Origin of the sequence: Enterococcus raffinosus, assembly GCF_018917525.1 — a bacterium.
GTDB lineage: Bacteria > Bacillota > Bacilli > Lactobacillales > Enterococcaceae > Enterococcus_A > Enterococcus_A raffinosus_A.
The window spans coordinates 16,349-38,148 of record NZ_JAHLOS010000010.1; the positions used below are offsets into that span (position 1 = coordinate 16,349).

At 40.5% G+C, this 21,800-nt stretch carries 22 protein-coding genes; 1 reads left to right on the plus strand and 21 read right to left on the minus strand.

Annotation, left to right across the window (positions count from 1 at the left end; all coding sequences use genetic code 11):
• Window positions 1–4: 4 nt before the first annotated feature.
• Window positions 5–1,003 carry a D-isomer specific 2-hydroxyacid dehydrogenase family protein gene (locus KQI58_RS08545; RefSeq protein WP_216408241.1) on the minus strand — a complete coding sequence of 333 codons (999 nt, stop codon included), beginning with the start codon at window positions 1,001–1,003 and terminating at the stop codon, window positions 5–7.
• Window positions 1,004–1,298: 295 nt separating this feature from the next.
• Between KQI58_RS08545 and KQI58_RS08550 the strand changes: the two genes are divergently transcribed.
• Window positions 1,299–2,147 carry a MurR/RpiR family transcriptional regulator gene (locus KQI58_RS08550; RefSeq protein WP_216408243.1) on the plus strand — a complete coding sequence of 283 codons (849 nt, stop codon included), beginning with the start codon at window positions 1,299–1,301 and terminating at the stop codon, window positions 2,145–2,147.
• Window positions 2,148–2,309: 162 nt separating this feature from the next.
• On the opposite strand, the gene trhA is transcribed toward KQI58_RS08550, so the two are convergent.
• The 20 genes from trhA to KQI58_RS08650 all read right to left on the minus strand — a co-directional run bounded on the left by trhA (window position 2,310) and on the right by KQI58_RS08650 (window position 21,727).
• Window positions 2,310–2,972, minus strand: coding sequence for a PAQR family membrane homeostasis protein TrhA (gene trhA, locus KQI58_RS08555; protein WP_216408246.1), 663 nt, complete (start codon window positions 2,970–2,972; stop codon window positions 2,310–2,312).
• A gap of 31 nt (window positions 2,973–3,003) precedes the next feature.
• Complete coding sequence (locus KQI58_RS08560; protein WP_216408248.1) at window positions 3,004–3,621, minus strand: putative ABC transporter permease; 618 nt, start codon at window positions 3,619–3,621, stop codon at window positions 3,004–3,006.
• Between the two features lie 54 nt (window positions 3,622–3,675).
• On the minus strand, window positions 3,676–4,572 hold the full coding sequence (locus KQI58_RS08565; RefSeq protein ID WP_216408250.1) for a DUF4097 family beta strand repeat-containing protein: 897 nt from the start codon (window positions 4,570–4,572) through the stop codon (window positions 3,676–3,678).
• A 119-nt stretch (window positions 4,573–4,691) separates the two neighbouring features.
• Entirely contained in the window at window positions 4,692–5,357 is a 666-nt protein-coding gene (locus KQI58_RS08570; protein WP_216408252.1) for a TetR family transcriptional regulator, read from the minus strand.
• A 223-nt stretch (window positions 5,358–5,580) separates the two neighbouring features.
• The gene (locus KQI58_RS08575; RefSeq protein ID WP_216408254.1) at window positions 5,581–6,213 is read right to left on the minus strand and encodes a YczE/YyaS/YitT family protein; all 633 of its coding nucleotides are present in this window, start codon (window positions 6,211–6,213) and stop codon (window positions 5,581–5,583) included.
• Entirely contained in the window at window positions 6,206–8,101 is a 1,896-nt protein-coding gene (locus KQI58_RS08580) for a BglG family transcription antiterminator (protein WP_216408256.1), read from the minus strand. Before KQI58_RS08580 ends, KQI58_RS08575 begins: the two co-directional genes overlap by 8 nt.
• A 54-nt stretch (window positions 8,102–8,155) precedes the next feature.
• The gene (locus KQI58_RS08585; RefSeq protein ID WP_253295855.1) at window positions 8,156–9,598 is read right to left on the minus strand and encodes a glycoside hydrolase family 1 protein; all 1,443 of its coding nucleotides are present in this window, start codon (window positions 9,596–9,598) and stop codon (window positions 8,156–8,158) included.
• A 29-nt stretch (window positions 9,599–9,627) separates the two neighbouring features.
• Window positions 9,628–9,969: a PTS lactose/cellobiose transporter subunit IIA gene (locus KQI58_RS08590; RefSeq protein ID WP_216408258.1), complete on the minus strand. Its 342-nt coding sequence runs from the start codon at window positions 9,967–9,969 to the stop codon at window positions 9,628–9,630.
• Between the two features lie 33 nt (window positions 9,970–10,002).
• Window positions 10,003–11,268: a PTS sugar transporter subunit IIC gene (locus KQI58_RS08595; RefSeq protein WP_216408260.1), complete on the minus strand. Its 1,266-nt coding sequence runs from the start codon at window positions 11,266–11,268 to the stop codon at window positions 10,003–10,005.
• A 3-nt stretch (window positions 11,269–11,271) separates the two neighbouring features.
• On the minus strand, window positions 11,272–11,577 hold the full coding sequence (locus KQI58_RS08600) for a PTS sugar transporter subunit IIB (protein ID WP_207107058.1): 306 nt from the start codon (window positions 11,575–11,577) through the stop codon (window positions 11,272–11,274).
• A 246-nt stretch (window positions 11,578–11,823) separates the two neighbouring features.
• Entirely contained in the window at window positions 11,824–12,720 is an 897-nt protein-coding gene (gene hemC / locus KQI58_RS08605) for a hydroxymethylbilane synthase (RefSeq protein WP_049220644.1), read from the minus strand.
• 16 nt (window positions 12,721–12,736) lie between these two features.
• Window positions 12,737–13,561: a formate/nitrite transporter family protein gene (locus KQI58_RS08610; protein ID WP_216408264.1), complete on the minus strand. Its 825-nt coding sequence runs from the start codon at window positions 13,559–13,561 to the stop codon at window positions 12,737–12,739.
• 18 nt (window positions 13,562–13,579) lie between these two features.
• Window positions 13,580–14,524 (minus strand): uroporphyrinogen-III C-methyltransferase, encoded by a 945-nt coding sequence (gene cobA, locus KQI58_RS08615; protein WP_216408266.1) that lies wholly within the window; start codon window positions 14,522–14,524, stop codon window positions 13,580–13,582.
• Between the two features lie 2 nt (window positions 14,525–14,526).
• A complete protein-coding gene (locus tag KQI58_RS08620; protein ID WP_016181941.1) occupies window positions 14,527–14,832 on the minus strand; it encodes a nitrite reductase (NAD(P)H) small subunit in 306 nt (101 codons plus the stop codon).
• A gap of 1 nt (window position 14,833) precedes the next feature.
• Window positions 14,834–17,272, minus strand: a complete 2,439-nt coding sequence (gene nirB, locus KQI58_RS08625; RefSeq protein WP_216408268.1) for a nitrite reductase large subunit NirB — start codon at window positions 17,270–17,272, stop codon at window positions 14,834–14,836.
• Window positions 17,273–17,660: 388 nt separating this feature from the next.
• The gene (locus KQI58_RS08630; protein ID WP_216408270.1) at window positions 17,661–18,347 is read right to left on the minus strand and encodes a sirohydrochlorin chelatase; all 687 of its coding nucleotides are present in this window, start codon (window positions 18,345–18,347) and stop codon (window positions 17,661–17,663) included.
• 52 nt (window positions 18,348–18,399) lie between these two features.
• The gene (locus KQI58_RS08635; RefSeq protein ID WP_016181938.1) at window positions 18,400–19,032 is read right to left on the minus strand and encodes a response regulator transcription factor; all 633 of its coding nucleotides are present in this window, start codon (window positions 19,030–19,032) and stop codon (window positions 18,400–18,402) included.
• Window positions 19,029–20,012 (minus strand): sensor histidine kinase, encoded by a 984-nt coding sequence (locus tag KQI58_RS08640; RefSeq protein WP_216408272.1) that lies wholly within the window; start codon window positions 20,010–20,012, stop codon window positions 19,029–19,031. Before KQI58_RS08640 ends, KQI58_RS08635 begins: the two co-directional genes overlap by 4 nt.
• Window positions 20,005–20,445: a GAF domain-containing protein gene (locus tag KQI58_RS08645; RefSeq protein WP_216408274.1), complete on the minus strand. Its 441-nt coding sequence runs from the start codon at window positions 20,443–20,445 to the stop codon at window positions 20,005–20,007. Before KQI58_RS08645 ends, KQI58_RS08640 begins: the two co-directional genes overlap by 8 nt.
• 199 nt (window positions 20,446–20,644) lie before the next feature.
• Entirely contained in the window at window positions 20,645–21,727 is a 1,083-nt protein-coding gene (locus KQI58_RS08650) for a helix-turn-helix domain-containing protein (RefSeq protein ID WP_216408277.1), read from the minus strand.
• Between the last annotated feature and the right edge of the window lie 73 nt (window positions 21,728–21,800).

Here is a 21,800-nt window from a genome sequence, read left to right on the forward strand (position 1 = left end):
CTTTCTAACCGATAATCTTACTTTCCGCTTGTACTGAACGCTCTGGAATTTTTCCAGCTACCACATCTTCGACATCTCGCAGACATTTCGCGCCCATTTCTTGCAGGCATTCCATCGTATAAGCGGAAGTATGTGGTGTCATGACTACGTTGCTAAAAGCAAGATAAGGATGATCCTTGCGACCCGGTTCTTCTTCTAAAACATCGGTGGCTAATCCCGCGATTTTTCCTGATTTTAAAGCGCTGACAATTGCGTCTTCATCTAATAACGCTCCGCGTGCACTGTTGGAAAGATAAACATTGTCCTTCATTTGAGCAATTTCATCTGTAGAAATCATATGGTAGTTTTCTTCATTTAAACTAGCACACAGACAAATGATGTCAGCCTCTTGTAGTAAATACGGCAAATCAACTTTTTTCGCTCCATAGCTTTCAATATGCAAAGCGGATTTATACGGATCATAGGCTAAGACATTACAACGAAATCCATTTCGCAAAGTTTCTACGACACAACTGCCAGTATTTCCGACGCCAATAACACCGACTGTTTTGTTGAATAGCGTTCGACCGACAAAGTTCGCTCGGTCCTCCCAGCTATCGTTTTTGACACTTAGATCCGCTTCAACGGTTTTTCTTAATAGCGCTAAGAGATTCGTGATATTATTTTCTGCTACTGCATCTCTTTCAACTAATGCTGGAATAATTGAGACCAGCGTATCGTGTTGGCGGGCAGCCTCAATATCAATATTGTTGTAGCCAATCCCATGTCTCGTAATTAAAATAAGTTCATCTTTGTGATCAAAAAATTCCTGAGTGAAAAATGGTGTGACACTTGCAATAATGATATTGTAGCCTTGTAATAATTCCGCTAATTCACGTCCGCCGATTTCCCCGTCCACTGTAAACGATTGAACTTCACCGATTTCCTCAAGCCGTTGCAGCTGCTCACGAAAAATTTTCCCGAAACTGCTCGAATTAACGATCGCTATTTTGTATTTTCCCATCTTCAAAGCTCCTTTTATGCTTGCTTAACAACTTATGACTGACGAATCCTTATCCTCTAATCTGCAAAAAATGCTCTCCTATCGCCACATCTCCTTCTTTTTTGATGAACATCACAGCCTTGATTCATTTTATAAGATTATGGAAACCGATTTCTGATAGCGCTTTAACCTTATGACTCTATTATACAAAAAAATATTTTTTTGTAAACAAGAAAAACAAAAAATATTTTTGTTGATTTTTTTTCTCATTACTAGTATCTTAAGAATAAACATATTGGATTAAGGAGGGGATAGAATGTCTAGCCCAATTCACTTACAAATCAAGTCAATGTATAAAGATTTTAGTCCTAAAGAACAAGCAATTGCCGACTACATATTAGAAAATCCTAACAAAGTTAGCCACAGCTCCATCAGCGACCTTTCGGCTGAGCTAGGTATCGCCGACTCGACTTTTTTTCAATTTACTAAGACTTTAGGATTTAATGGCTTCAAGGATTTCAAAGTTGCTTTATTAAAACAGGAAAATGATTTGACCGCCGTTACAATTCATGAAAATGTTCAAAAGGAAGATTCTGAATTAGTGATGGCACAAAAAGTTTTTAATTCAAATATGACCACTTTGACAGATACTAGCAAGCTGCTAAAGGAAGATGATTTGAAAAAAGCAGTAAAAATGATCTCTGACTCTAGGCGTTTGTGTTTCTTTGGTGTTGGCGGTTCGGAAATCGTAGCGACTGATGCGTATCACAAGTTTTTGCGCTCACCTATTCCTGTGGGTCATAGTACGGATTATCACATTCAATTAATGGAGGCCTCCCTGCTCACAGAAGAAGACTGTGCCATGATTATCTCCCATTCTGGTAAATCCAAAGAAACCATTCACATCGCTGAGGCGGCTAAAAAGAATGGCGCAAAAGTAATTGTAGTGACCAGCCAAATCAATTCACCTTTAGCTAAATTAGGAGACGTGGTCTTTATCTCAATCTCTGAAGAAATTGAATTTCGCTCTGAGGCATTAGCTTCACGAATCGCTCAGTTGAGTATTATTGATTCACTATATGTGATTCTGATGTTCTATAATCGCAAAAATGCGCAAGAAACCATTTCAAAGGTTAGAAAAGTAATATTGAGTTTGAAGGAATAGCAAAAAAAGTGCTCTAATTAGTAAATCATACATACTAATTAGAGCACTTTTTTTAATTTCTACTCTCAAACAGTCCAGCGACCACATATTAACTCGCACATCTCGAATTCTTGATGCTGAACATAATTACATCAATATTTTTTCACACGAACGTTTTCGTAGTTACAATACATATTGAAAGATCATATAATAATGACTCGCTGCTCCTGCTAAAACAAACAAATGAAACAGTTCATGACTACCAAACCCAGGTATCTGAAATTGGCACTTTTTTGAAGCATAGATAAACGCTCCAATCGAGTATAAAATGCCGCTGACAAACAGCCAGACGATTCCTTCAAAAGCCACGCTTTCAGAAAGCGGCTTAACCAACAGTACAATTCCCCATCCCATAATCAAATAGATGGTTGCACTAAACCATTTTGATTCCTTAAACCAGAAGATTTTCCCAATAATCCCTACCAGCGCCATTGACCAGATCAAGATCAAACTAATCCATCCGAGCAACCCTTTCAAACACAGTAAGCAAATCGGTGTATAGCTTCCTGCGATCAGGCAAAAGACCATTGAATGGTCAACCTTTCTAAGTCTTCGATGGACGGTTGGCGAAATATAGAAAATATGATAAATCGTCGATGCGGAAAAGAGTAAGATCAAGCTTGCCCCGTAAATGCAAAAGGAAACCAACTTGATAGGTGGCGCCTCTTGGTTGACTGAAAATAAAATCAAAAGAACAGTTCCGCCAATTGATAGCAGCACTCCCCATAAATGTAATAAGCCACTTGTAATGCTCTCAGCACTACAATAGAATTGTTTTTTCTCCATTTCCTTCCCCTCCGTTCTTAAATAACTTTCATTAATTACTTTGCTGCAAACTAGGATAAACCTCCTCTAAGACACGATCAGGAAAATACTGATCAATTCTTTGCTCAAAACGATTTTGAGCCAGTCCACCAGATTGCCGTTCATTCCAACGCTGTAATGCAAGACCGGACACGGTAAGATTGAGTCCAAACAGTAGTAGCACGATTTTAGTAAGCTTCCGCATCTGAGTTAAACCAATATTTTCTATTAAATTCGATAAGAAAGGATAGATAATTTTAACGAATAAAACACCTAAAACTCCCCAAAAGAATAGATAAACCAGGCTTGTTCGTCCAAAACAGTTGAGAGGGTGTTGACTGTAATCCCATAGTTTGATCCCCAGTAAAAAATCCTTAACCAGACTACCAAAATATTCCGTTATTCCGCCCATCTCTCCGCCGAAAAGAAATAACCTGATTGGTGAATGAATGTGTCGAAGCAGAAGAACAAAGACACAAGCACCTATACCGTATATTGTAAGGAATGGACCAACGATCACCCCTCTGTACCAGATAGGATCTCCTGTCATAAAAAAACGATAGCCATTTTCAATCAAAAAACCGATCATTGAACTAAAAATAAAAATCCAGAACAATTTTGCTCCTTTCATTCTACATTCCTCCCTTCAGTAATTGAACGATTCATTTAATAAGAATAGTAAAAATTATTTCACACGGATATCTCCATTTCTCGTTTCGAGCTTGACTTGAGGAATAGAACTGTCATTTTCGTCCACAAATTCCTTTCGTTGATTTTGAATTTTCCCCTCTTTTGATTTTAAAGTGAAACGGGCCTTTTGTAATTTTGATAATACCAGTGTGATAGGACCATTCTTGGAAAATGCTGACAAATCATCGGATAATTTCTTTACTGTCACTTTAATGCTTCCATCACCATTTGCTAAAAATTCTCCGCCGCCTGAAAAATTAGAAAGAGACAAATTCCCACTTTTGGTTTCGTAATTTACCTCTCCCTTTACCGTTTCAAGTACGGCTTTCGAGCTAGTCGTTTGTAGCCTAATCCTATCAGCCTTCAGACTTTTTAATTTGATGATTCCGCTCGTACTTTTAATTTGCAGCTTCTCTTCACTCTGTAATAGTTTTCCTTCAATCATGCCACTCGTCGTGGTCAAAGTAATTCTGTCAGCAGTTAGATTATCACTAGTTATTTTTCCGCTAGTAGTGTCCAGTGATACCGCTGCTAAAGTTTTATTAGAAAGTTCTGATTCGATCTTCCCACTGGTGGAATGTACCTGTAATTTATTCGTATATTCTTGGGGAATCGAAAGTACCATTTTACTTTTGAAGCTTGATCCTAATGGACGTTTTCCCTCATTGAGAGTTAGCGTCTTTCCTTTTTTAGAAACCTTAGAGTAATACTTTCGTTTATCCCTACTTAGGTATTCCTCCAAAATAATCTTTTGACTTTTCGAATTTTTGATCACTAGGTCATCCGCATCATAATCTAAGACAATTTTTGAAATAGTCTTCATGTTGATCGTTTGGGTATTAACCAGCTTTGCTTCCTCGTCAGAACCACAGGCGGAAAAAACAATTCCCAATAATACACCTCCTAGCAAACCTCTTAAAATTCTTTTGCAAGATTTCATCTTCTCATCCTTTCAGTTAATTGAACCGTTCATTCAATTCTGTTTTTAAGAAAAACAGAGCCTTGCTCTGTTTAAATTCCATAAGCATGCAGCAACAGATCCAGACAGATTTCTTTTGCTTTTCCTCGTGAAAGTGCCCTATCTGGCTCAAAAGCATCATACCTGATGTGCATTCCCCACCAAGCTAGGCTCTCAGTAACCGCCCTGGCAGTGTAAAAAGTGTTCTCAACTTTACGAAATTCCTCTTTTTCAATATAAAGCTCAATATATTGTTGGATCTGAAAAAGAAATCTTTTGCGATAATCGCGATAATAGAAGCTAAGCTCCTTTAAATCCTCCCCATTGTGTTCAATGATTAAACAGCTCACCGCATAATTTGAGACAATATCAAACGCATCAGAAAGCATTGCTTTTAGAGGATAGTCGACAGCCTGATTCTTTAGATGCCCATCAAAGTTCCCCTGATTTTGTTCAAAGGTTTCCATGATTTCATCCTCTAGGTTATCAAAAAGCGTGGAATCAATGGGATAATGCAGTTCTTGCTCAAAAAAGCTCGGGTCAATTGTTCCCTTTAAGATAAAACTGAGAATATCTCTCTTTCCGCTAAAATACTGATAGATCATTCCAGTAGATAAGCCAATTTCCTTTGCAATATCGCGAATTTGCGTTCGACCATAGCCTTTATTAATAAAAAGCTGGCTTGCTGCATCATAAATTAATTCTAGACGATTCTCCATGAATTTCACCTCCATCCATTAATTGAACCGTTCGTTCAATTATAGTTTACCTGCTTTTGCGTCCTTCGTCAAAAAAATTTAGCTTTTTCTAATCAATCTACCTAACAGTTTTTTTACCTCCGTTGTCCTCTTAACTTCGATATCCTTTCAGTTTCGTGAACGATTGCTTTTATAGCACAAAAAAGAATGCACAAGAATTTGTACATTCTCCAAACACCATTCTTCATTTTGATAATTGCTTTTTACTGCGAATTGATAGATTATTACCAGAAACTCGTTTTAACAAGGACACACAAAACTGGATCATAGGACCTAAGAGAAAAATAGCAAAGGCGGTTCCAACACCAAATGTGCTGCCTAAAAGAATGCCGCTGATAACAATGATAAAATCTAGGATGATTCTACCCTTTTGCAGCGAAACCTGTAAACGATTGCAGACACAAAACATCATTCCTTCCAATGGGCCTGAACCTAAGCCACCAGTTAAATATATCGCTGTGCCTAGTGCCATTAGACAAAACCCCAAAAAGGAACTTGCCATACTATTCTGAAAAAATTCGATAGATTGAAAAACGCCCGCCGTTCGATTAATGGTTTCGCCAACTAAGAATGTATTGATGAGACTACCGATTCCTAAAATTCTACGATTGTACAAAAAAGTAATCAACAAAAATAGAAAACTGATCAATTGACTCCAGCGTCCAAAGGGAATCGTTGTATGTTTCATTAAGCCTAAGATCAACGTACTAACAGAATCAAATCCTTGATTGGTCACCACGATCATTTCGATTCCAAGCCCCATCAAGATCGTACCGAAAACCACCAAGAATAATCGACTCAAAAAGTTTTTAGTCATCGGCCTCCACCATCGCCTTTAGCTTTAAAATAAACGCCTCATAATCTTCGCTCATACTTAACTGCTTGGTATTGATCGGCTCTGAAACAATCTCAATGAATTTTTCAAAAAAGTCATTGAACTCATTTGCTTCCTCCTTATTGATTGCGATATAAGCGATTAGCTTAATCGTATGATCGGCCCAAACCAATGGTTCTTGTAGCGTCATGATTGCGACACCGCTTCTTACAGCTTCCAACTCGACCGAATGCGGAACCGCGATTCCTGATGGAAAACTGGTTGGAGACATCCGCTCGCGTTTTTCTACTCTTTCGAGAAATTGAGCATCTACAAATCCTTCATTCATCATCCGCTGATTAATTTGACTTCGTATTTCGATAGGCGTTAATCCAGCAGGATCAAATTGATTGAAATACAATTCTGGCAAAATGAATTTTTCGATGGTTTGATACATGCGTCGTTTTTCGCGCTGTGATTTTAACGCATCAATTCTTTTTTCAATTTTCTTAACATCCTTGTCGGTTAGAAAAGGATGGATAAAAACAGAGCCTTCGTTTGACGAAGCTGTTTCCCGATCCGTTGTTAGCAATAAATCATACTCAGCATTCGCTGCTTTCCATTTTTCTGTCACTGTGACGTTGATATTTTCTCCCAAGCGTTCTTCAATCTCGTTCCTTAGGTTTCTACCAATATCATGATAATCGTTTACTACCAATTGAATAGTAATCTGATTACGAAAATGTTTTTGCGTTTCAAGGAAGGAGCCTATATGTAAAGCAATAAATGAAATTTCGTCATCATTGAACCAGATAGCCAAGCGATCTTGAATTAAAGAAGAAATGTACACGGCTAGATCATAAATCAAGGGATACGCTGTTTTTAAATCCAATAAACTGCTATTGCGAGTAAAGGTTTCATAGTGGGAACGATAATAAAGACTTTGTAAATGAATCGCTAATTTATTGAAAAAATCCTCATCATTCAATTCGACTAAATAGGTCCGCTCCACCTCGGCTAAGACATCCTTTAAGGCGCTGATGATTTTGGGATCAACAAAGCTAGAGAGCTGCTGACTCTTTTCTTTCGTTAAGGTTTCATTTTGCATACCAATAAATAATAATGACAATTGCTCCAATTCTGCGTGAGAAAAATGAATGTCGTATTGCTGAGCCAATTGATTACTGATTTCTTCTGCGATCAAAAATTCCGAGCTACTTTGTGCGGGATTCTCATTCAAGCTTTTCTTTAGACTATGCCCTTGGCGAATGCGTTCGATGCTGATGGCAAAGTGGAGTACGATGTTATTCAGCGAGTATTGATTGATCTGGATATTATTTTCAGCTAACACCTGTTGAATCGTCTGCTGCAGCTTTTCCAGCGAGATGTAGCCGATCATTTGCTGAATACTGACCTTCAATTTTTCCTGCAGGTCACTTTCGTTGTATAAAAGTGAGATGAGGTAGCGGCGTTTTGCCCGTTCTGGTCCGGTTAGCTTAATATAATCTTGTTCGAAAACAATTTGAATCGCATCGTTGGTGATTTCTTTTTTCAATTGTTGAATATCATTTTTTAACGTCGATTCGGAAATAAAAAGTTTTTCCGCCAACTCATAAAAATCAACACCTTCTGATGAGTGCTTCAACAGCTCCAAAAAGATCCGGGATTTGCGATCTTCGGTACCCCCTGACTCGATACCCACCTCCCCATTCAGCTGGTAGCCGCGATGACTGGTCAAAATAAGTGCTGAATTGTTTTGGTTAATCTTGGCAACACGATTACGAATCGTACGAGTGGTGCAATTGCTAAATTCAGCTAGTTCATCTGAGGTTACCCGCCGAGCCTTTTTATTTAGATAATCAATCAGCTCTTTTTCTTTTTTAGTCAGCACATTTACACCTCCATTCAAAGAAAAGTTGATCACGAAGATCAACTTTTCAATTGATTATAACGTCTCGCCGTTTGAAGCAATCACCTGTTTGTACCAGTTAAAGCTGTCCTTTTTGATTCGTTGACCCGAGCCTTTTCCTTCATTATCCAGATCGACATAAATGAAGCCATAGCGCTTTTCCATCTGGGCAGAAGAACAGCTGATAATGTCAATCGGTCCCCAAGCGCAATACGCAATCACGTCTGCCCCGTCATACATGGCACGCTTCATTTGAGCAATGTGCTCAGACAGATAAGCTATACGATAATCATCATGGACCTGTCCGTCCTCCAATTTGTCATACATGCCAAAACCATTTTCCGCAATAATGATGGATTTGTGATAGCGATCCCAGTATTGAGATAATGAATTGTACAGTCCCTGCGGATCAACTGCCCAGCCCCATGGATTGGCCTTCAAATTCGGATTCGGTGTCACCGAAGATGGACTCATCGTATTTTTTGAAGCATCGACCATTTGCGAGTAGTAATAAGACAGGGCTAAATAATCCATTGGATGATCCTTCAGCAATTGTTTGTCTTCATCAGTAATTTCTAGGTGGATGCCATTTTCAGCAAAGTAATTCAAGGCATATTGAGGGTACGCGCCTTGGAATTGAACATCGGTATAGAAATATTGCATACGATTTCGACGCAAGGCCAAGTTCACGTCGTCAGGATCACAAGAATACGGATACGCCGTACAATCTGCCATCATCGTACCAATCATCATATCAGGATTGATCGTTTTAGCATAAGCTGCCAATTTGGCACTAGCAACAAACTGATGATGCACCGCTTGGAAACTCGCTTCCTCATAATTATCTACCGTATCGTAAGGAATCGCGGTTGAATTAAAAGGCTCGAACTGAATCAAATTGACTTGATTGATGACGATCCAATATTTTACCTTTGTTTGATAGCGTTCTAAGACTACTTTTCCATATTTAACAAATAAATCAATCACTTTGCGATTGTTCCAGCCGCCATATTTCAACGTAATTTCAACAGGTGTCTCGTAATGTAAAATAGTAATGATCGGCTCCATCCCCAGTTCAATGATCTTACCAATCAAGCGATCATAGTAGGCCAATCCCTCTTCATTGGGCTCTGTTTCTTCCCCAGTCGGAAAAATCCGTGTCCAGTCGATTGAAGTCCGAAAGGTCTTGAAGCCCATTTCGCTGAGTAATTCCAAGTCTGATTCATAGGTATGATAAAAGTCAATCCCATGACGTTTTGGATAATAACCTTCCGTATCCGCTAGGTTAGCCTTCACATCCGCCAAAGACATCCCCTTATGCTGTTCCTCTGCAATCTCAGCATTGCTTTTATCTGGATAATACTTGTGCAGGTCCGCAAGACTAACGCCTTTTCCATCAACTTTATAGGCGCCCTCTGCCTGATTAGCCGCGATGGCACCGCCCCATAAAAAGTCTTTTGGCATTTGATAATTTTCCAATGAAATTCCTCCTTGAATAATTGTACTGTTTATTTTTGGCTAAAGGTTTCAAACAAGCGAACCAAATGTTCACCGATTAAGATTTCACTTTGCGCTGTCATCAATGTATCCTGCGCATGGCAAAACAAGGTTGAATAACGAATCTGTTCACCTGAGGCTTCTAATTGCAGCGTATCTGTCTGCAAACCGTGAGCAATCACTACCTCTTTACGTGCGGCCTGAACCTCTTGCTTTGCTGTAGTAAAATCCATTGCTTCTATACTTTCCAAAGAATGAACGAGATGATCACGTGCGTTTCCCGCATGAACCAAAATGTTCATCGATAATTGATTTAATTGATCATTCTCCTCTAAATGCTTTGTCTCTTCCATATGCGACCTCCTGCTAATAGCTTATAGTTATTTTTAATGAACAGCTTCTGCCTCTGCTTCCTCCAGGGCCTCCTGAGCTTCTTGTTTTACCAATGAATTGTCATAGGCCTTAAAGAACGGCAGGAATATCAGCCACGTAATGGCAAAAATCAACACACATACAACAATCGCTCGCCAATCCTGCGTTGCTAAATAGGATGTAAATGGGTATGGCATATACCACAACAGGAATGTGCTGGATGGTACGTTGACTAACCCTAATGACATTGTTACATAAGCAATTGTTGGAACAATAATACTGTTGATCCACATTGGCACCATTAAGTAAGGATTAAAGGCAATCGGTGCTCCGAATACTAGTGGTTCATTGATATTAAAAATCGAAGGAATGATGACTGCTTTACCGATTGCTTTTAATTGGGCAGATTTACTCAACAGCAACATCATCACTGATAAAGCCAATGTTGTTCCGATCCCGCCCATTGAAGAAAAGGCGTAACAGGTTTCTTGAGTAGCGATGTTGATTGCTTGTCCACCATTTGCCACCGCTTCGGCATTTGCTGCTAAACCAGACATGTAAACCGGATAAACAACGGGCATCATTACCCAACCAGAAATACCGAATGTATATAGAAATACAGGAATGAAAACTGATAAAACAAAGCCTGGATAGGATTGGACAATGCTTGCTAATGGACTGAAGACTAGCAAGACAACATCAAAGAAATCAATTTTGAATTGGAAGGTAATCAGCCAACCAACCAGTAAGACAAATGTAATCGGCAATAGGCTGTTAAACCAGCCAACAACAAAATCGGGAATTGGTGTATCCTCATCAAAGAATGAATACTTCACAGCAAAATTCATCACGAAGCTGACGAACAAGCCGGTAATCATGGAAAGAAACATGCCCGTCGCACCAAAACGAGAAAGAATGAAGACCGCTTCACCCTCGGCTGTCATCGTTGGGAAGAGCAGCATCATGAATAATACCAAGGAAGCTGCACCAGAGATCAACTTCTGACCACCATAGCCTTTTTTCTCCATTAAATAGTAGGGAATTAAGAACGCTACTACTAACGCATACATCCCGAATGAGAAGTTGCTGATCATAGAAAAATCAGGCATTCCGCTGAAAATATTTTTTAATAATGACACCACTGTTACTAATGAACCAACGAAAACCAATGGCAAAGCAATCATGATGGAATCCTGAATAGCCGATATCCATGGATTCTTTACTACCTTATTCACTTTAGGTGCAAAGGAGTTCGTCATAAAATTCATAATTTTATCCATCAGCTAATCCTCCATTTTTAAAATCAAATCCAATGCCTTCTCACCATTTAACGTTCCATACACTGCCTGCGGAATCACTGCTGCTTTGACATTTTTATCTTTTGTTTGCTCTTGAAGATCATTCAGCATGTACGACAAGTGCGGCCCAATCAACAAGTAATCGATTTCATTAATACGATCATCTAACTGCGATTCGCTCGCTGCCTTCACAGTTACTTCGACCTTTCTTTTTTTTGCCGCTTTTCTAATCGCCGCAGCCATAAAGCCGCTCGAAGCGCCTGATCCACAAATTAACAAGATGTTTTTCATTTTCTTCACCACTTTCATTTATTTACAAGCTTATTATAGGAAAATCTATGCTGGCCTCACAAACTTACTTTTTTCCTAGCAATGGGAAATTCAAGTATTCCTAATTTTGCCAAAGCTAACTCAAGCATACGATTTGGCTAACCAACTTGTTCTATTTTTGGTTAAAAACGACATCTACATCTCAACCTTAACAAATCGCAAAAAAAGACTCCGTGATCCTAATGACCACGAAATCTTTCTTTCATATCAACAATAGGTTTTTTGAGAAAATAACTCCTTGACCGCCTGTTCCGCTAAGGATAGCGGATCGTCTCCTAACAAGTGAAGCTGTCTGCCTGTAGCATCCATATTCTCGGCCAAAAAAGCATAGAAATCCCATACCTGCCCATTTTTCTCGGCGAAGGCCCCGATCGGAAGGTCGCAATTGCCATTCATTTGACGTAAAAAGAAACGTTCTGCCGTTGCCGCTGAAGATGTTTTTTCATCCGTTATTTGAACTAACAAATCAAAAACCTCGCGATCTTCTTTTCGACATTCAACACCTAAAATCCCCTGACCAATTGCAGGGACACATAATTCTGGAGGCAATATCTTATAGCTAGATAATTGATCAAAATAGTTCATTCGTTCTAATCCAGCGCAAGCAAGAACAGTCCCGTCCATCTTTTCGCTTACCATCTTCTCCAAACGGGTTTCTATTTTCCCACGGATTGGAACAAATCGCATATTAGGATACTTCATCGCTAACTGTTTTGCTCTTCGCAGACTACTTGTACCAATCGTTACCTCTTTTTCAGCTTCAAGTACAGCGTCATTCTTCAAAATCAGACAATCCCATGGCTGTGCACGTTTAGGCGTAGCTGCTAGAATGAGGTCGTCAGGAAGGTTGGCGGGCATATCTTTTAAGCTATGTACGGCAAAATCGATCTTTTTTTGTTGCAGCTGGTATTCGACTTCCTTAACAAAGACACCTTTTCCTCCAATTTGAGTCAAAGGTGCCTGCTGCAGTCGATCGCCTTTAGTAGAAAGTCCGACAATTTCGATTTCCAGCTGTGGACAGTGTGTCATTAACAAATTTATCACAATTTGTGTTTGCTTCATGGCTAAGGGACTCTTTCTTGTCCCAACCTTTAATTTTCTCATCGTATTCCTCGATCAATTATTTTTCCTCCACTATTATAGAGGAAGTCTTCGTACTTTCCAATCCTTCGGTGTTTTGTTTCATCCCCACTTTAAAGGCAAGGAAGTACATGCCAGCTAGAATAACGCCGCCACCAACTAGATTTCCCGTCCAGACGAATACCATATTTTCAATGAATTGGCCAATCGTTACTCCACCTGCTAACACTCCAGCAGCTACCAAAAACATATTCGCCACAACATGCTGATAGCCTGCGATGACAAACCCTGCGACAGGCAGCCACGTACCGAATATTTTACCAATAAAATCTCGAGAGGCCATATTCATATAGACCCCTGTGCAAACTAAGATGTTACATGCAATTCCTGATAAAAATGCCTGTAACGGGCCATCTGCCACACGCCCTTGAGCCACCGCAATCGTCCGACCGACAAAATCTCCCTGCAAGGTGTTCGAAAAATAGCCAAAAAATACAGCGACTGCTAAAGCGCCAACCAAATTAAACACTGTAACAAAAAACATATTACGTACCCATTGCTTCAGCGTGATTTCCTTTGCATATAAGGCCATGCTGACTGCCATCATATTTCCTGTAACCAATTCGCCGCCAACTAATAATAAGCAAATGAGACCAAAGGGAAAAACAACTGCTCCCAGCAAATTCACTAAGGTTCCCCATTCCTTTGGCATTGATCCCATCGTACGGATCATTGCAACTCCGGCTAAGCCAATAAAGATTCCCGCCATCGTTCCTAACACAGCGATTGTCAACAGACTGTAATTCGCCTTGGCCTTGCCTCGCGTAATCGCTTCATCTACTAAATCCCTCGGTGATAATGACATCCTTTCACTCTCCTTTTCTTAAGTACAAAACAGTTTTTCTGAAGTCGAATCTATGAATTTGACCTCTTCGAATTGCTGTTCTGATAAATAACGTTCACTGATAAGATCGAAGCGTTTGTCGCGCATTTCTCCTACCTGGTGCCACCAAATATCCGCTCCGGCACTTGTGTAGTGAATCAGTTCGTCGATAGTCGGTGAACGTGTTGAAACAAGCAGATACCGTTTGCCAAATGCTGGCAGCTGTTCAAACCAATTGAATCGACATTCATTTGAAACCACTTTGCCAATTAAAATCATTGCCGGATTTTTAACTCTTTCTTTTGCGATAAGGCCTTCAATCGTTGAAAATGTCCCGCACACTTTCTTTTGTCTTCCATAGGTCCCCCAGCTAATGACTGCAATCTTCGTATTCGCAGAAAAACCTTGGTTTACCAACTGTAAAATGAGCTTTGGCAATGCCTCGATTCCCATGTAGATACAAAGCGTCTGTTCAGCAGAATGTTCAGGCAAGAGAACTTCCTCATTCATTTTTAAATGAGCAGTCATAAAGGTAACTGCTCTTGCCTCCCCCCGTTCAGTTAGAGGAATACCGTTATAGGCTGCTGAGCCACTAGCAGAAGAAACACCGGGAATTATTTCAAATGCGATATTATTACCGGAAACTACTTCCAGTTCTTCTGTTAAACGGCCAAATATTTCGGGCGTTCCTCCTTTTAAACGAACAATTTTGCTGTGATTTTTTTGTGTATCCAGCAATAATTGGTTGATTGTCTCTTGCTGCATACTTGACTGATACGGTGTCTTCCCCACATAAATAAACACACAATCAGGTTTGCAGTAAAACAGCAGCAAAGGATTGACTAAGCGGTCGTAGATCACCGCATCAGCCTCCTGCAGACGCTTTTTTCCTTTAAGGGTTAGTAATTCAATATCACCCGGACCAGCCCCAACAAATGAAATCATCACTAAACCTCTATATAAATGTCATCATCAATGATTTCTACTGGAAACACTCTTAGCTGTCCCTCATCAGGCTCTTGAATCTTTCCATCAATCAATGAAATCTTATATTCACGCATTGGTTCGTACAAATATTCCCCCGATACAATTCCTTCTAACACAGGTCCCTGCGTTAACGGACAGTAATCTTCGATCGCACAGACTCGTCCATCGGAAAGCTGAAAAAGAGCGATTCTTTCTCCCTGCAAATCAATCAAGCGGCCAATTCGCGGAATTAACTTCGCTTTTTTTGTTGCTAATAATTTTGTCAACTTATTCACCTACTCCCACTAATTCTGGCCGTTCAATGGTATACATTTTTTCTCTTAAATCCACGTCCTTGGTAATTGGTCCCCATGAATCCTGGCGGGCTTTAGCCGCAATCGCTTGATTAAGACTGTCCCAAAGTGTTTGACGTTTCTCAGCATCCAACAAAACAGCCTTAACGTTTTCAAACCCCACTCGCTCCACCCAAGGCGCTGTTCGTTCGCCATAAATTCCTGTTTCTCGGTAGTATTGCAGCATTGCGCCACATAGTTCAATGACTTCCTCTTCCGTTTCAACGGTCACTAAATGCTGCGCTTCTACTAGCTCAATCCCGCCATTTCCTCCAATTAGGATTTGGAAGCCATTTTCAACACCGATGATTCCAAAGTCCTTGACTGCTGATTCCACACAGCTTCGCGGACAGCCAGAAACACCTACCTTGAATTTGTGTGGTGTATCAATATACTCAAAGTTTTCTTCGATTTTAATTCCTAGTTCCATCGTCTTCTGGGTGCCAAAGCGACAGAAGCTTTGCCCGACACAGGTCTTAACCGAACGGAACACTTTTCCATAAGCTTGGGCAGCAACCATATCTAGCTCTTCCCAAATTTTAGGCAAATCCTGTTTCGTCACTCCGTATAAGCCGATACGCTGCGAACCCGTTACCTTTACTAATGGAACATTGTAGCGCTCTGCTACTTGAGCCAGTTTAATTAGCTGTTGCGGGGTCGTTTGTCCGCCGCGCATTCTTGGGATAACTGAGAAAGTCCCGTCCTTTTGAATATTGGCGTGCATTCGTTCATTGACTACTCGTGAATCTCGTTCATCTTCATGCTCCGCTGGCCAAGCGACATTCAGATAGAAATTGACCGCAGGACGGCATTTATAACAGCCCTCAACGTTGCGCCAATCTAGTTTAGCAAAGACCGCTTGCGTACTTGTCAGATGCTTAGCATAGATTTGTGTAACGACCTGATCACGATTTAAATCTGTACAAGGACAGATACCCGTTGCCGTGGTAACGGCATCCCCCAGTTCATATTCTAATAAGGTTTGGACCTGCGGCTTACACTTTCCACAGGAGGTACCAGCTTTCGTGACCTTTCCAACTTCTCCGACACTGGACAAGCCCTTTTCACGAATTGAACGCAAAATCGTGCCCTTATCAACGCCATTACAGCCGCAAACTGTTTCGTCATCTTCCCATTCGACAACGTCCGTCCCCATGCCTGCTCCTTCACCTATTGCTTGAAGCACAGCAATCGTCTGCAGATCCAGCTCGTTGATTTCTTGGCCTTTTTTCATCATATTGTAGTAGCGACTACCGTCATCAGTGTCGCCATAAAGCACGATTCCCTGAATTTTCCCATCCTTCAAGAAAATTTTCTTATATTTTTTAGAGGCACTGTCAAATGCTTCGATACTGTCCATACCCTCAGTATTTAAAATGTTGCCGGCAGAATAAAGATCTGCACCAGAAACCTTTAATGAGGTAAAGGTCTTTGAACCTTGATAAGCTTTAACTTCTGACTGCTCCGTAAGCAGATCTGCCAATATTTTTCCTTGCTCGAACAGCGGTGCCACAAGTCCGTAGCAAATACCATTGTGCTCGACACATTCGCCGACTCCGTAGATATTCGGAAGGCTGGTCTCCATGTAATCATTAACGACAATCCCGCGATTCACTTCTAAACCAATTTCCCGGGCCAGCTCCACCGCTGGACGAATACCGATCGACATCACGATCAAATCCGTTTCGATTTCTGTACCGTTTGAAAAACGCATACCTGTCACGCGCTCGTTTCCTAAAATCTCTTCGGTACTATGCTCCATCAAGAATTTCAGGCCTTGCTCTTCAAGCTCTGCCTGCAATAACTTTCCGGCCTTCTCATCTAATTGTGTTTCCATCAGCCATTTTGCCAGATGGACAACCGTGACATCCATCCCTTGCTCCTGCAATCCCTTTGCCGCTTCAAGACCTAGCAAGCCGCCGCCAATAACGACCGCCTTTGAATATTTTGCTGCCGCAGCTAACATTTCTGCCGTATCGTCGATTGTTCGAAAAGCGGTCACCCCTTCCTTATCTGCTCCAGGAATTGGCAGAATAAAGGGATGAGAACCGGTAGCGAAAATAATTTTGTCATAGGCAACAACTTCCCCTGATTCAGTTGTGATCGTTTTCACTTCTGTGTTTATACCTACCGCTGGATCTGCATTTTTCAGAATAATTTGATTTTCCAGATACCATTCGGTTGGGTTTGTAATGATTTCATCGACTGTCATTTTTTTCTGCAATACATTCGAAAGCATAATTCGATTGTAATTTGGATATTGCTCGCCCCCAATGATCGTAATCTCATACCGATCAGGATCGCGCTCCAAGATTTCTTCTACTGTACGAACGCCTGCCATTCCATTCCCAATTACCACTAACCGTTCTTTCACTATCTCCACCTCAGCTTCTATTTGTTCACATAATCACAATAAAGGATATCAAGTGTTTTTTATATTAGGGAATCCCCTAATTATTTAAGAAAGTCTTCGCGAACTCGCTCAGCTTTTGCTTATTGCCGATATGCTAGTTCTGCTTAACGGAGTTTAGCAGTAACTGTATGCATAGCTTGCGTAGAAAAGCTAGTTCGTGAAGCCGGAAATGGATATGCTTGCTGTAAAGCGATTTATTCATGTGAAAATTTTATACCTTCTTTCATAGTCAAAAAAGCAGATGTGACCTAAGTAATAGTCACACCTGCTTTTTCAAATAATTAATGTTACAGAGGCAGAAGCTTAAAAATAATCCGAAATTTCCTTAAGCGACCACTTTCAATCACGATTAAATGTAGGGCGTTAGTCTTTCAAGAATCGCTGAGACTAATGCTGCGCTATCTTGCATAGTAGGCAGCAGAATATCCTGTGCTCCTCTGTGTTCAATAATATTATTTTTTATTTTTCTCGCCAGATACCCCTCCGTTAAAAACAAACGTTGAATAATCATAGGTTCGCTCTGCTTCTCCAAAATAGGCAGATACAGATGCTCCCCATAATAACCAGCTGGATAGACCCTTCGTCCAAGTTGCCTTTCAAGCTTACTAGCGATTTGCGCTAGCTGCTTAAACGGTTCCTGATAATGGGGTGTGCCGTGTGCGATCAAAAGTACCTCTGCCCTTGAATCCTTCACCGAGGTCACTTGCTGCAACAAGAATTTCTCAACTGCATGCGTTGTTCCCAAAGTAGGCAAGATTTGATAGGGCACCTTCTTATTAAGTGCTTTTTGGGCACGCTTCGGTAAATCCTCATTTGCGTGGGTGGCTGGAAAAAGCAGCACCGGCAGAAAAATAATCTCGCTTACCTGTTGCGATAATAAGGATTGAATAGCCATCTCTAAGGTTTGATGTTCACCTTCCAGCAGCCCTATTTCATAAGGGAGCGTAAGGTGTTTCGTTGCTGCTTCAATCCCTGAAAAATTTGCAACTGAAAGCTTGTTTTTGCGACCATGTAAAACAAAGATAATCCCGATCATTTCTCTTCTCCTAACTAAATCAGCTTACTCAGGCTCCAAACAATTCCTTTTTTTAGAAATCAATCAAATGATTTTTTAAGCTGTATTGTAATAGACTCGCGTAACTTTCCAATTTGAGTTTTTTTCGAATATTTGCCTTATGGACCTCTACTGTCTTTACGGAAATGAATAACCGTTCGGCGATTTGCTTATTATTATTTCCTAGGGCGATCAGTGGCAAAATCTCCTTCTCACGCTTAGACAAGCTGGCGTACAAAGGATCTTCTTTCTCTAACGTAATCTCGCCTAACTCCTGTTCCGTGTAGCCATCATAGTATCGCTTGCCAGCATAAACGCTTCGAATCGCTTTTGTCAAGGTCTCGTCATTTGCTGTCTTTAAAATAAATCCATCAGCCTTCGCCTTCATCGCCTCTTGCACATAGGAACGATCATCATACATGGTCAAAATAATCACCTTAACCTGCGGGAAGGTTTCCTTGATGCGTTTAGCAGTCAATAAACCGTTCTCACCAGGAGGCATGCTGATATCCATTAAAAGAATATCAATTGGGTTGTTTTCAACCAGCATAAAGGCCTCGTGTCCATCTGCGGCATCTGCCACCACATCCATATCCGGCTGAGCATTCACTAAAAATGCCAAGGCATTACGAATCATCGCATGGTCATCCGCAATAAGAATTCTCACTTTATCTCCTCCTTCAGAGGAACATGAAGTTTGATACACGTTCCTTGGTTTGGTCTAGCGTAAATGGTTAACTTACTATTAATTGAATGGGCACGCTCCTTCATATTTGCCAGACCAAATCCCTTTTCCTTATGCTCTCCTTCAAATCCGATTCCCTGATCCTTTATTTCAACTAGCAAATCTTCAGTCTGAAACGAAAGCCGAACAGTCATTTGATTTTCACCTGAATACTTCATCGCGTTGTTGACTGCTTCCTGAATAATTCGGTAAATGGTTATTCGCGTGGTTTCATTCATGGTTTGCTCTTCACCTTCACGCAACAGATTTATTTCAAAACCGGTCATTTCACTGGTTCGCTCAACAAACTGTTCCAATGCGTGAACAAGTCCAAAGGCATCAATCGCCATTGGCCGCAATTCACTAGCCATTTCTTTAATTTCAGTTAGAACCTCTGAAAAATGACGATCGATCCCTTTTAATTTCTCCATCTGGGCATCGGAAGACAACCATTTTAATCCTCGCGTTTCCAGCATCAAGCTGTAGACACTTTGAGCAATACCGTCATGCAAATCTTGAGCAATTTTCTTTCTTTCATACTCACGCGCATTATTTAAGTAATCAAAAAAGGAGGTCTCGGTAGAAATAGTTGGCCGTGCTTGAATTTGCAAAATTCTCTGCTTACCATCAGATTGTAGGCTTCCCCAGAACTCTTCTTGTTTTCCATTGCAATCGATTAAAACAAACGGAAATCCGGACTGAGATATTTTTCCTGGCAATGAGCAATTTAAGCACTCTTCTTTTGTGCTATGCAGCGCGCACCCTTCCCCTCGACTAATTTCCAATATTGCTTTTAAGCTAAATCGATAATTTGTTTCAATCTGCTTGGCTAATTGTGTAACCGCCAACACCTGATCGGATTGATCTAAAAGCCATAGCGCTTCTTGGATACGTTGAAACAATGATAAAGGAAATTCAATCATCCTGGTCCTCCTCGAACAGTTCGCTCAATTCACTTGCCAGCTTTTCCAATTGTTCTCTTTCAGTCTTAGTAAACTGATGATTTTGGCGATAGCCCAGCAACAAGACCGCCACCACTTCTTTGCGCTTGATTACCGGAGCTGCTAAGGCGACCTGTAATTTTTCTAGTCTAGCAATTGGATAATCAATCAGCTTTTCTGGCTGCTTTAGTATGTTCTCATCTAATTGTGTTCGTGCTGTTTTCCAAACCAATCCAGCAATACCTCTGCCGATTTGCAATCGAATCTTTTTATAGGCCTCACTTTGATTCCCCGCTACATAGATCCAGCGAATCTCCTTTGGCTTATCGTCTGTCGCTACATTACATGCAATCCCAGCAAAATCACACGCTAGTCGCTGCTGATGCGCTTGCAGCCATTTTTGAGTGGTGTCCATAGTGATTACTCCAATTCCTTATTTTTTCTTACTTTTAAAATTCGCTCATAATTTCACTATTATCATACCAAAGTCTTGGCAATAACCCTATATCCAAAATGATTATTCGACTAAGGAGACGATACTTTGAAGGTGATAGGATTTTTAGCACCGTTAAAAAGACTGGATAATTAGTTATCCAGCCCTCCAGATTCGTAATCTATTCTTTCAGCATTCTCAGTTCAATTAATAATGATGAAAATCGCTGGTCTTCCAACAATGGATAAAATTCCTCAGATTGTTCAATTAAATCAGCCATTCGTTCTGCGATATATTGGGTGGAAACGGAGGAGTCCTTCAACGCAATTTGATTGAATAGAAGGTCTTTTCTTGGATTCTTCAATGTAAAGGCTGTTTTTAAAGCAGGGATAAATTTTTTTAATTCCTTTAGTGCTTCATCGTTTTTTCCTTGTATCGCTAAAATTTCAGCCTTAAACAAATAGTAATTGGCATTGGTGCCAGAAATCTGATCAATATGAAGCAGTTTATCCATTTCGATACCAATTTCAACAATTTCAATCGCTTTTTCATACTCCTTCTGCTTACGCGCGACTTTTGCTATGTGATAAAGATTCAGACTAGCATCTCGTAATTCTTGGAATAGACAAAGCTGACTCAGCTTCAAAGATTCCTCATAGGCTTCCTTTCTATATAGAATAGTTGTCTTCATCATTCGAGGATCTTGATTTACTGGTGGTAATTCCTCGATCACCGCCTCAGCCTTGGCTAATTGCTCATCCATCAAATAGAGGCTTGCCAAAACATGCAGAGAAGCTTGCTTCAATTCAAGATTTTCCGATGTTCGAAGCCCCTCAAATGATTGAATTGCTTCATGAAGTTGATGCTTCATCTGACTCTCCTCAGAAGAAGCGTTCAGATAGAAGATATACACTGAAGCTAGGCGAAAGCGTAACAGGTCATCACTAGGATAGACTTTCAGCAGCGCGTCGCAAAAGTCCATTGCCTGTTGACTATCACCTGTTTCAAAAATAGCTCGGGCTTCTTTTTCAAAATTCGCTACTTCCAGCTCGCTCAATGCTTTCTTAAAATTGACTAGCTGATCCACACTCGTCTTCAACAATCGTGCCAACGGGCCTAATAAGGAAATGTCTGGATAGGTACTGTCTGTCTCCCACTTCGAAACGGCAGCAGTTGTGACTCCTAAAGCTGCCGCTACCTGCCCCTGTGTCAAATTCTGTTCTTTTCTAAGCTTCTGGATAATCCTTCCCATTAACAACGTCATGTTAATCGCCCCTCTCTGATCACCTTTAGTGTACCATTGCTTGTCGTAATTGATAATGGAGCAGTTGTTAACG

Coding starts and splice junctions, on each gene's coding strand:
- KQI58_RS08545 (WP_216408241.1), bottom strand. CDS start 1,003: ATGGGAAAATACAAAATAGCGATCGTTAATTCGAGCAGTTTCGGGAAA.
- KQI58_RS08550 (WP_216408243.1), top strand. CDS start 1,299: ATGTCTAGCCCAATTCACTTACAAATCAAGTCAATGTATAAAGATTTT.
- trhA (WP_216408246.1), bottom strand. CDS start 2,972: ATGGAGAAAAAACAATTCTATTGTAGTGCTGAGAGCATTACAAGTGGC.
- KQI58_RS08560 (WP_216408248.1), bottom strand. CDS start 3,621: ATGAAAGGAGCAAAATTGTTCTGGATTTTTATTTTTAGTTCAATGATC.
- KQI58_RS08570 (WP_216408252.1), bottom strand. CDS start 5,357: ATGGAGAATCGTCTAGAATTAATTTATGATGCAGCAAGCCAGCTTTTT.
- KQI58_RS08575 (WP_216408254.1), bottom strand. CDS start 6,213: ATGACTAAAAACTTTTTGAGTCGATTATTCTTGGTGGTTTTCGGTACG.
- KQI58_RS08590 (WP_216408258.1), bottom strand. CDS start 9,969: ATGGAAGAGACAAAGCATTTAGAGGAGAATGATCAATTAAATCAATTA.
- KQI58_RS08595 (WP_216408260.1), bottom strand. CDS start 11,268: ATGGATAAAATTATGAATTTTATGACGAACTCCTTTGCACCTAAAGTG.
- KQI58_RS08600 (WP_207107058.1), bottom strand. CDS start 11,577: ATGAAAAACATCTTGTTAATTTGTGGATCAGGCGCTTCGAGCGGCTTT.
- hemC (WP_049220644.1), bottom strand. CDS start 12,720: ATGAGAAAATTAAAGGTTGGGACAAGAAAGAGTCCCTTAGCCATGAAG.
- KQI58_RS08610 (WP_216408264.1), bottom strand. CDS start 13,561: ATGTCATTATCACCGAGGGATTTAGTAGATGAAGCGATTACGCGAGGC.
- cobA (WP_216408266.1), bottom strand. CDS start 14,524: ATGATTTCATTTGTTGGGGCTGGTCCGGGTGATATTGAATTACTAACC.
- KQI58_RS08630 (WP_216408270.1), bottom strand. CDS start 18,347: ATGATCGGGATTATCTTTGTTTTACATGGTCGCAAAAACAAGCTTTCA.
- KQI58_RS08640 (WP_216408272.1), bottom strand. CDS start 20,012: ATGATTGAATTTCCTTTATCATTGTTTCAACGTATCCAAGAAGCGCTA.
- KQI58_RS08645 (WP_216408274.1), bottom strand. CDS start 20,445: ATGGACACCACTCAAAAATGGCTGCAAGCGCATCAGCAGCGACTAGCG.
- KQI58_RS08650 (WP_216408277.1), bottom strand. CDS start 21,727: ATGACGTTGTTAATGGGAAGGATTATCCAGAAGCTTAGAAAAGAACAG.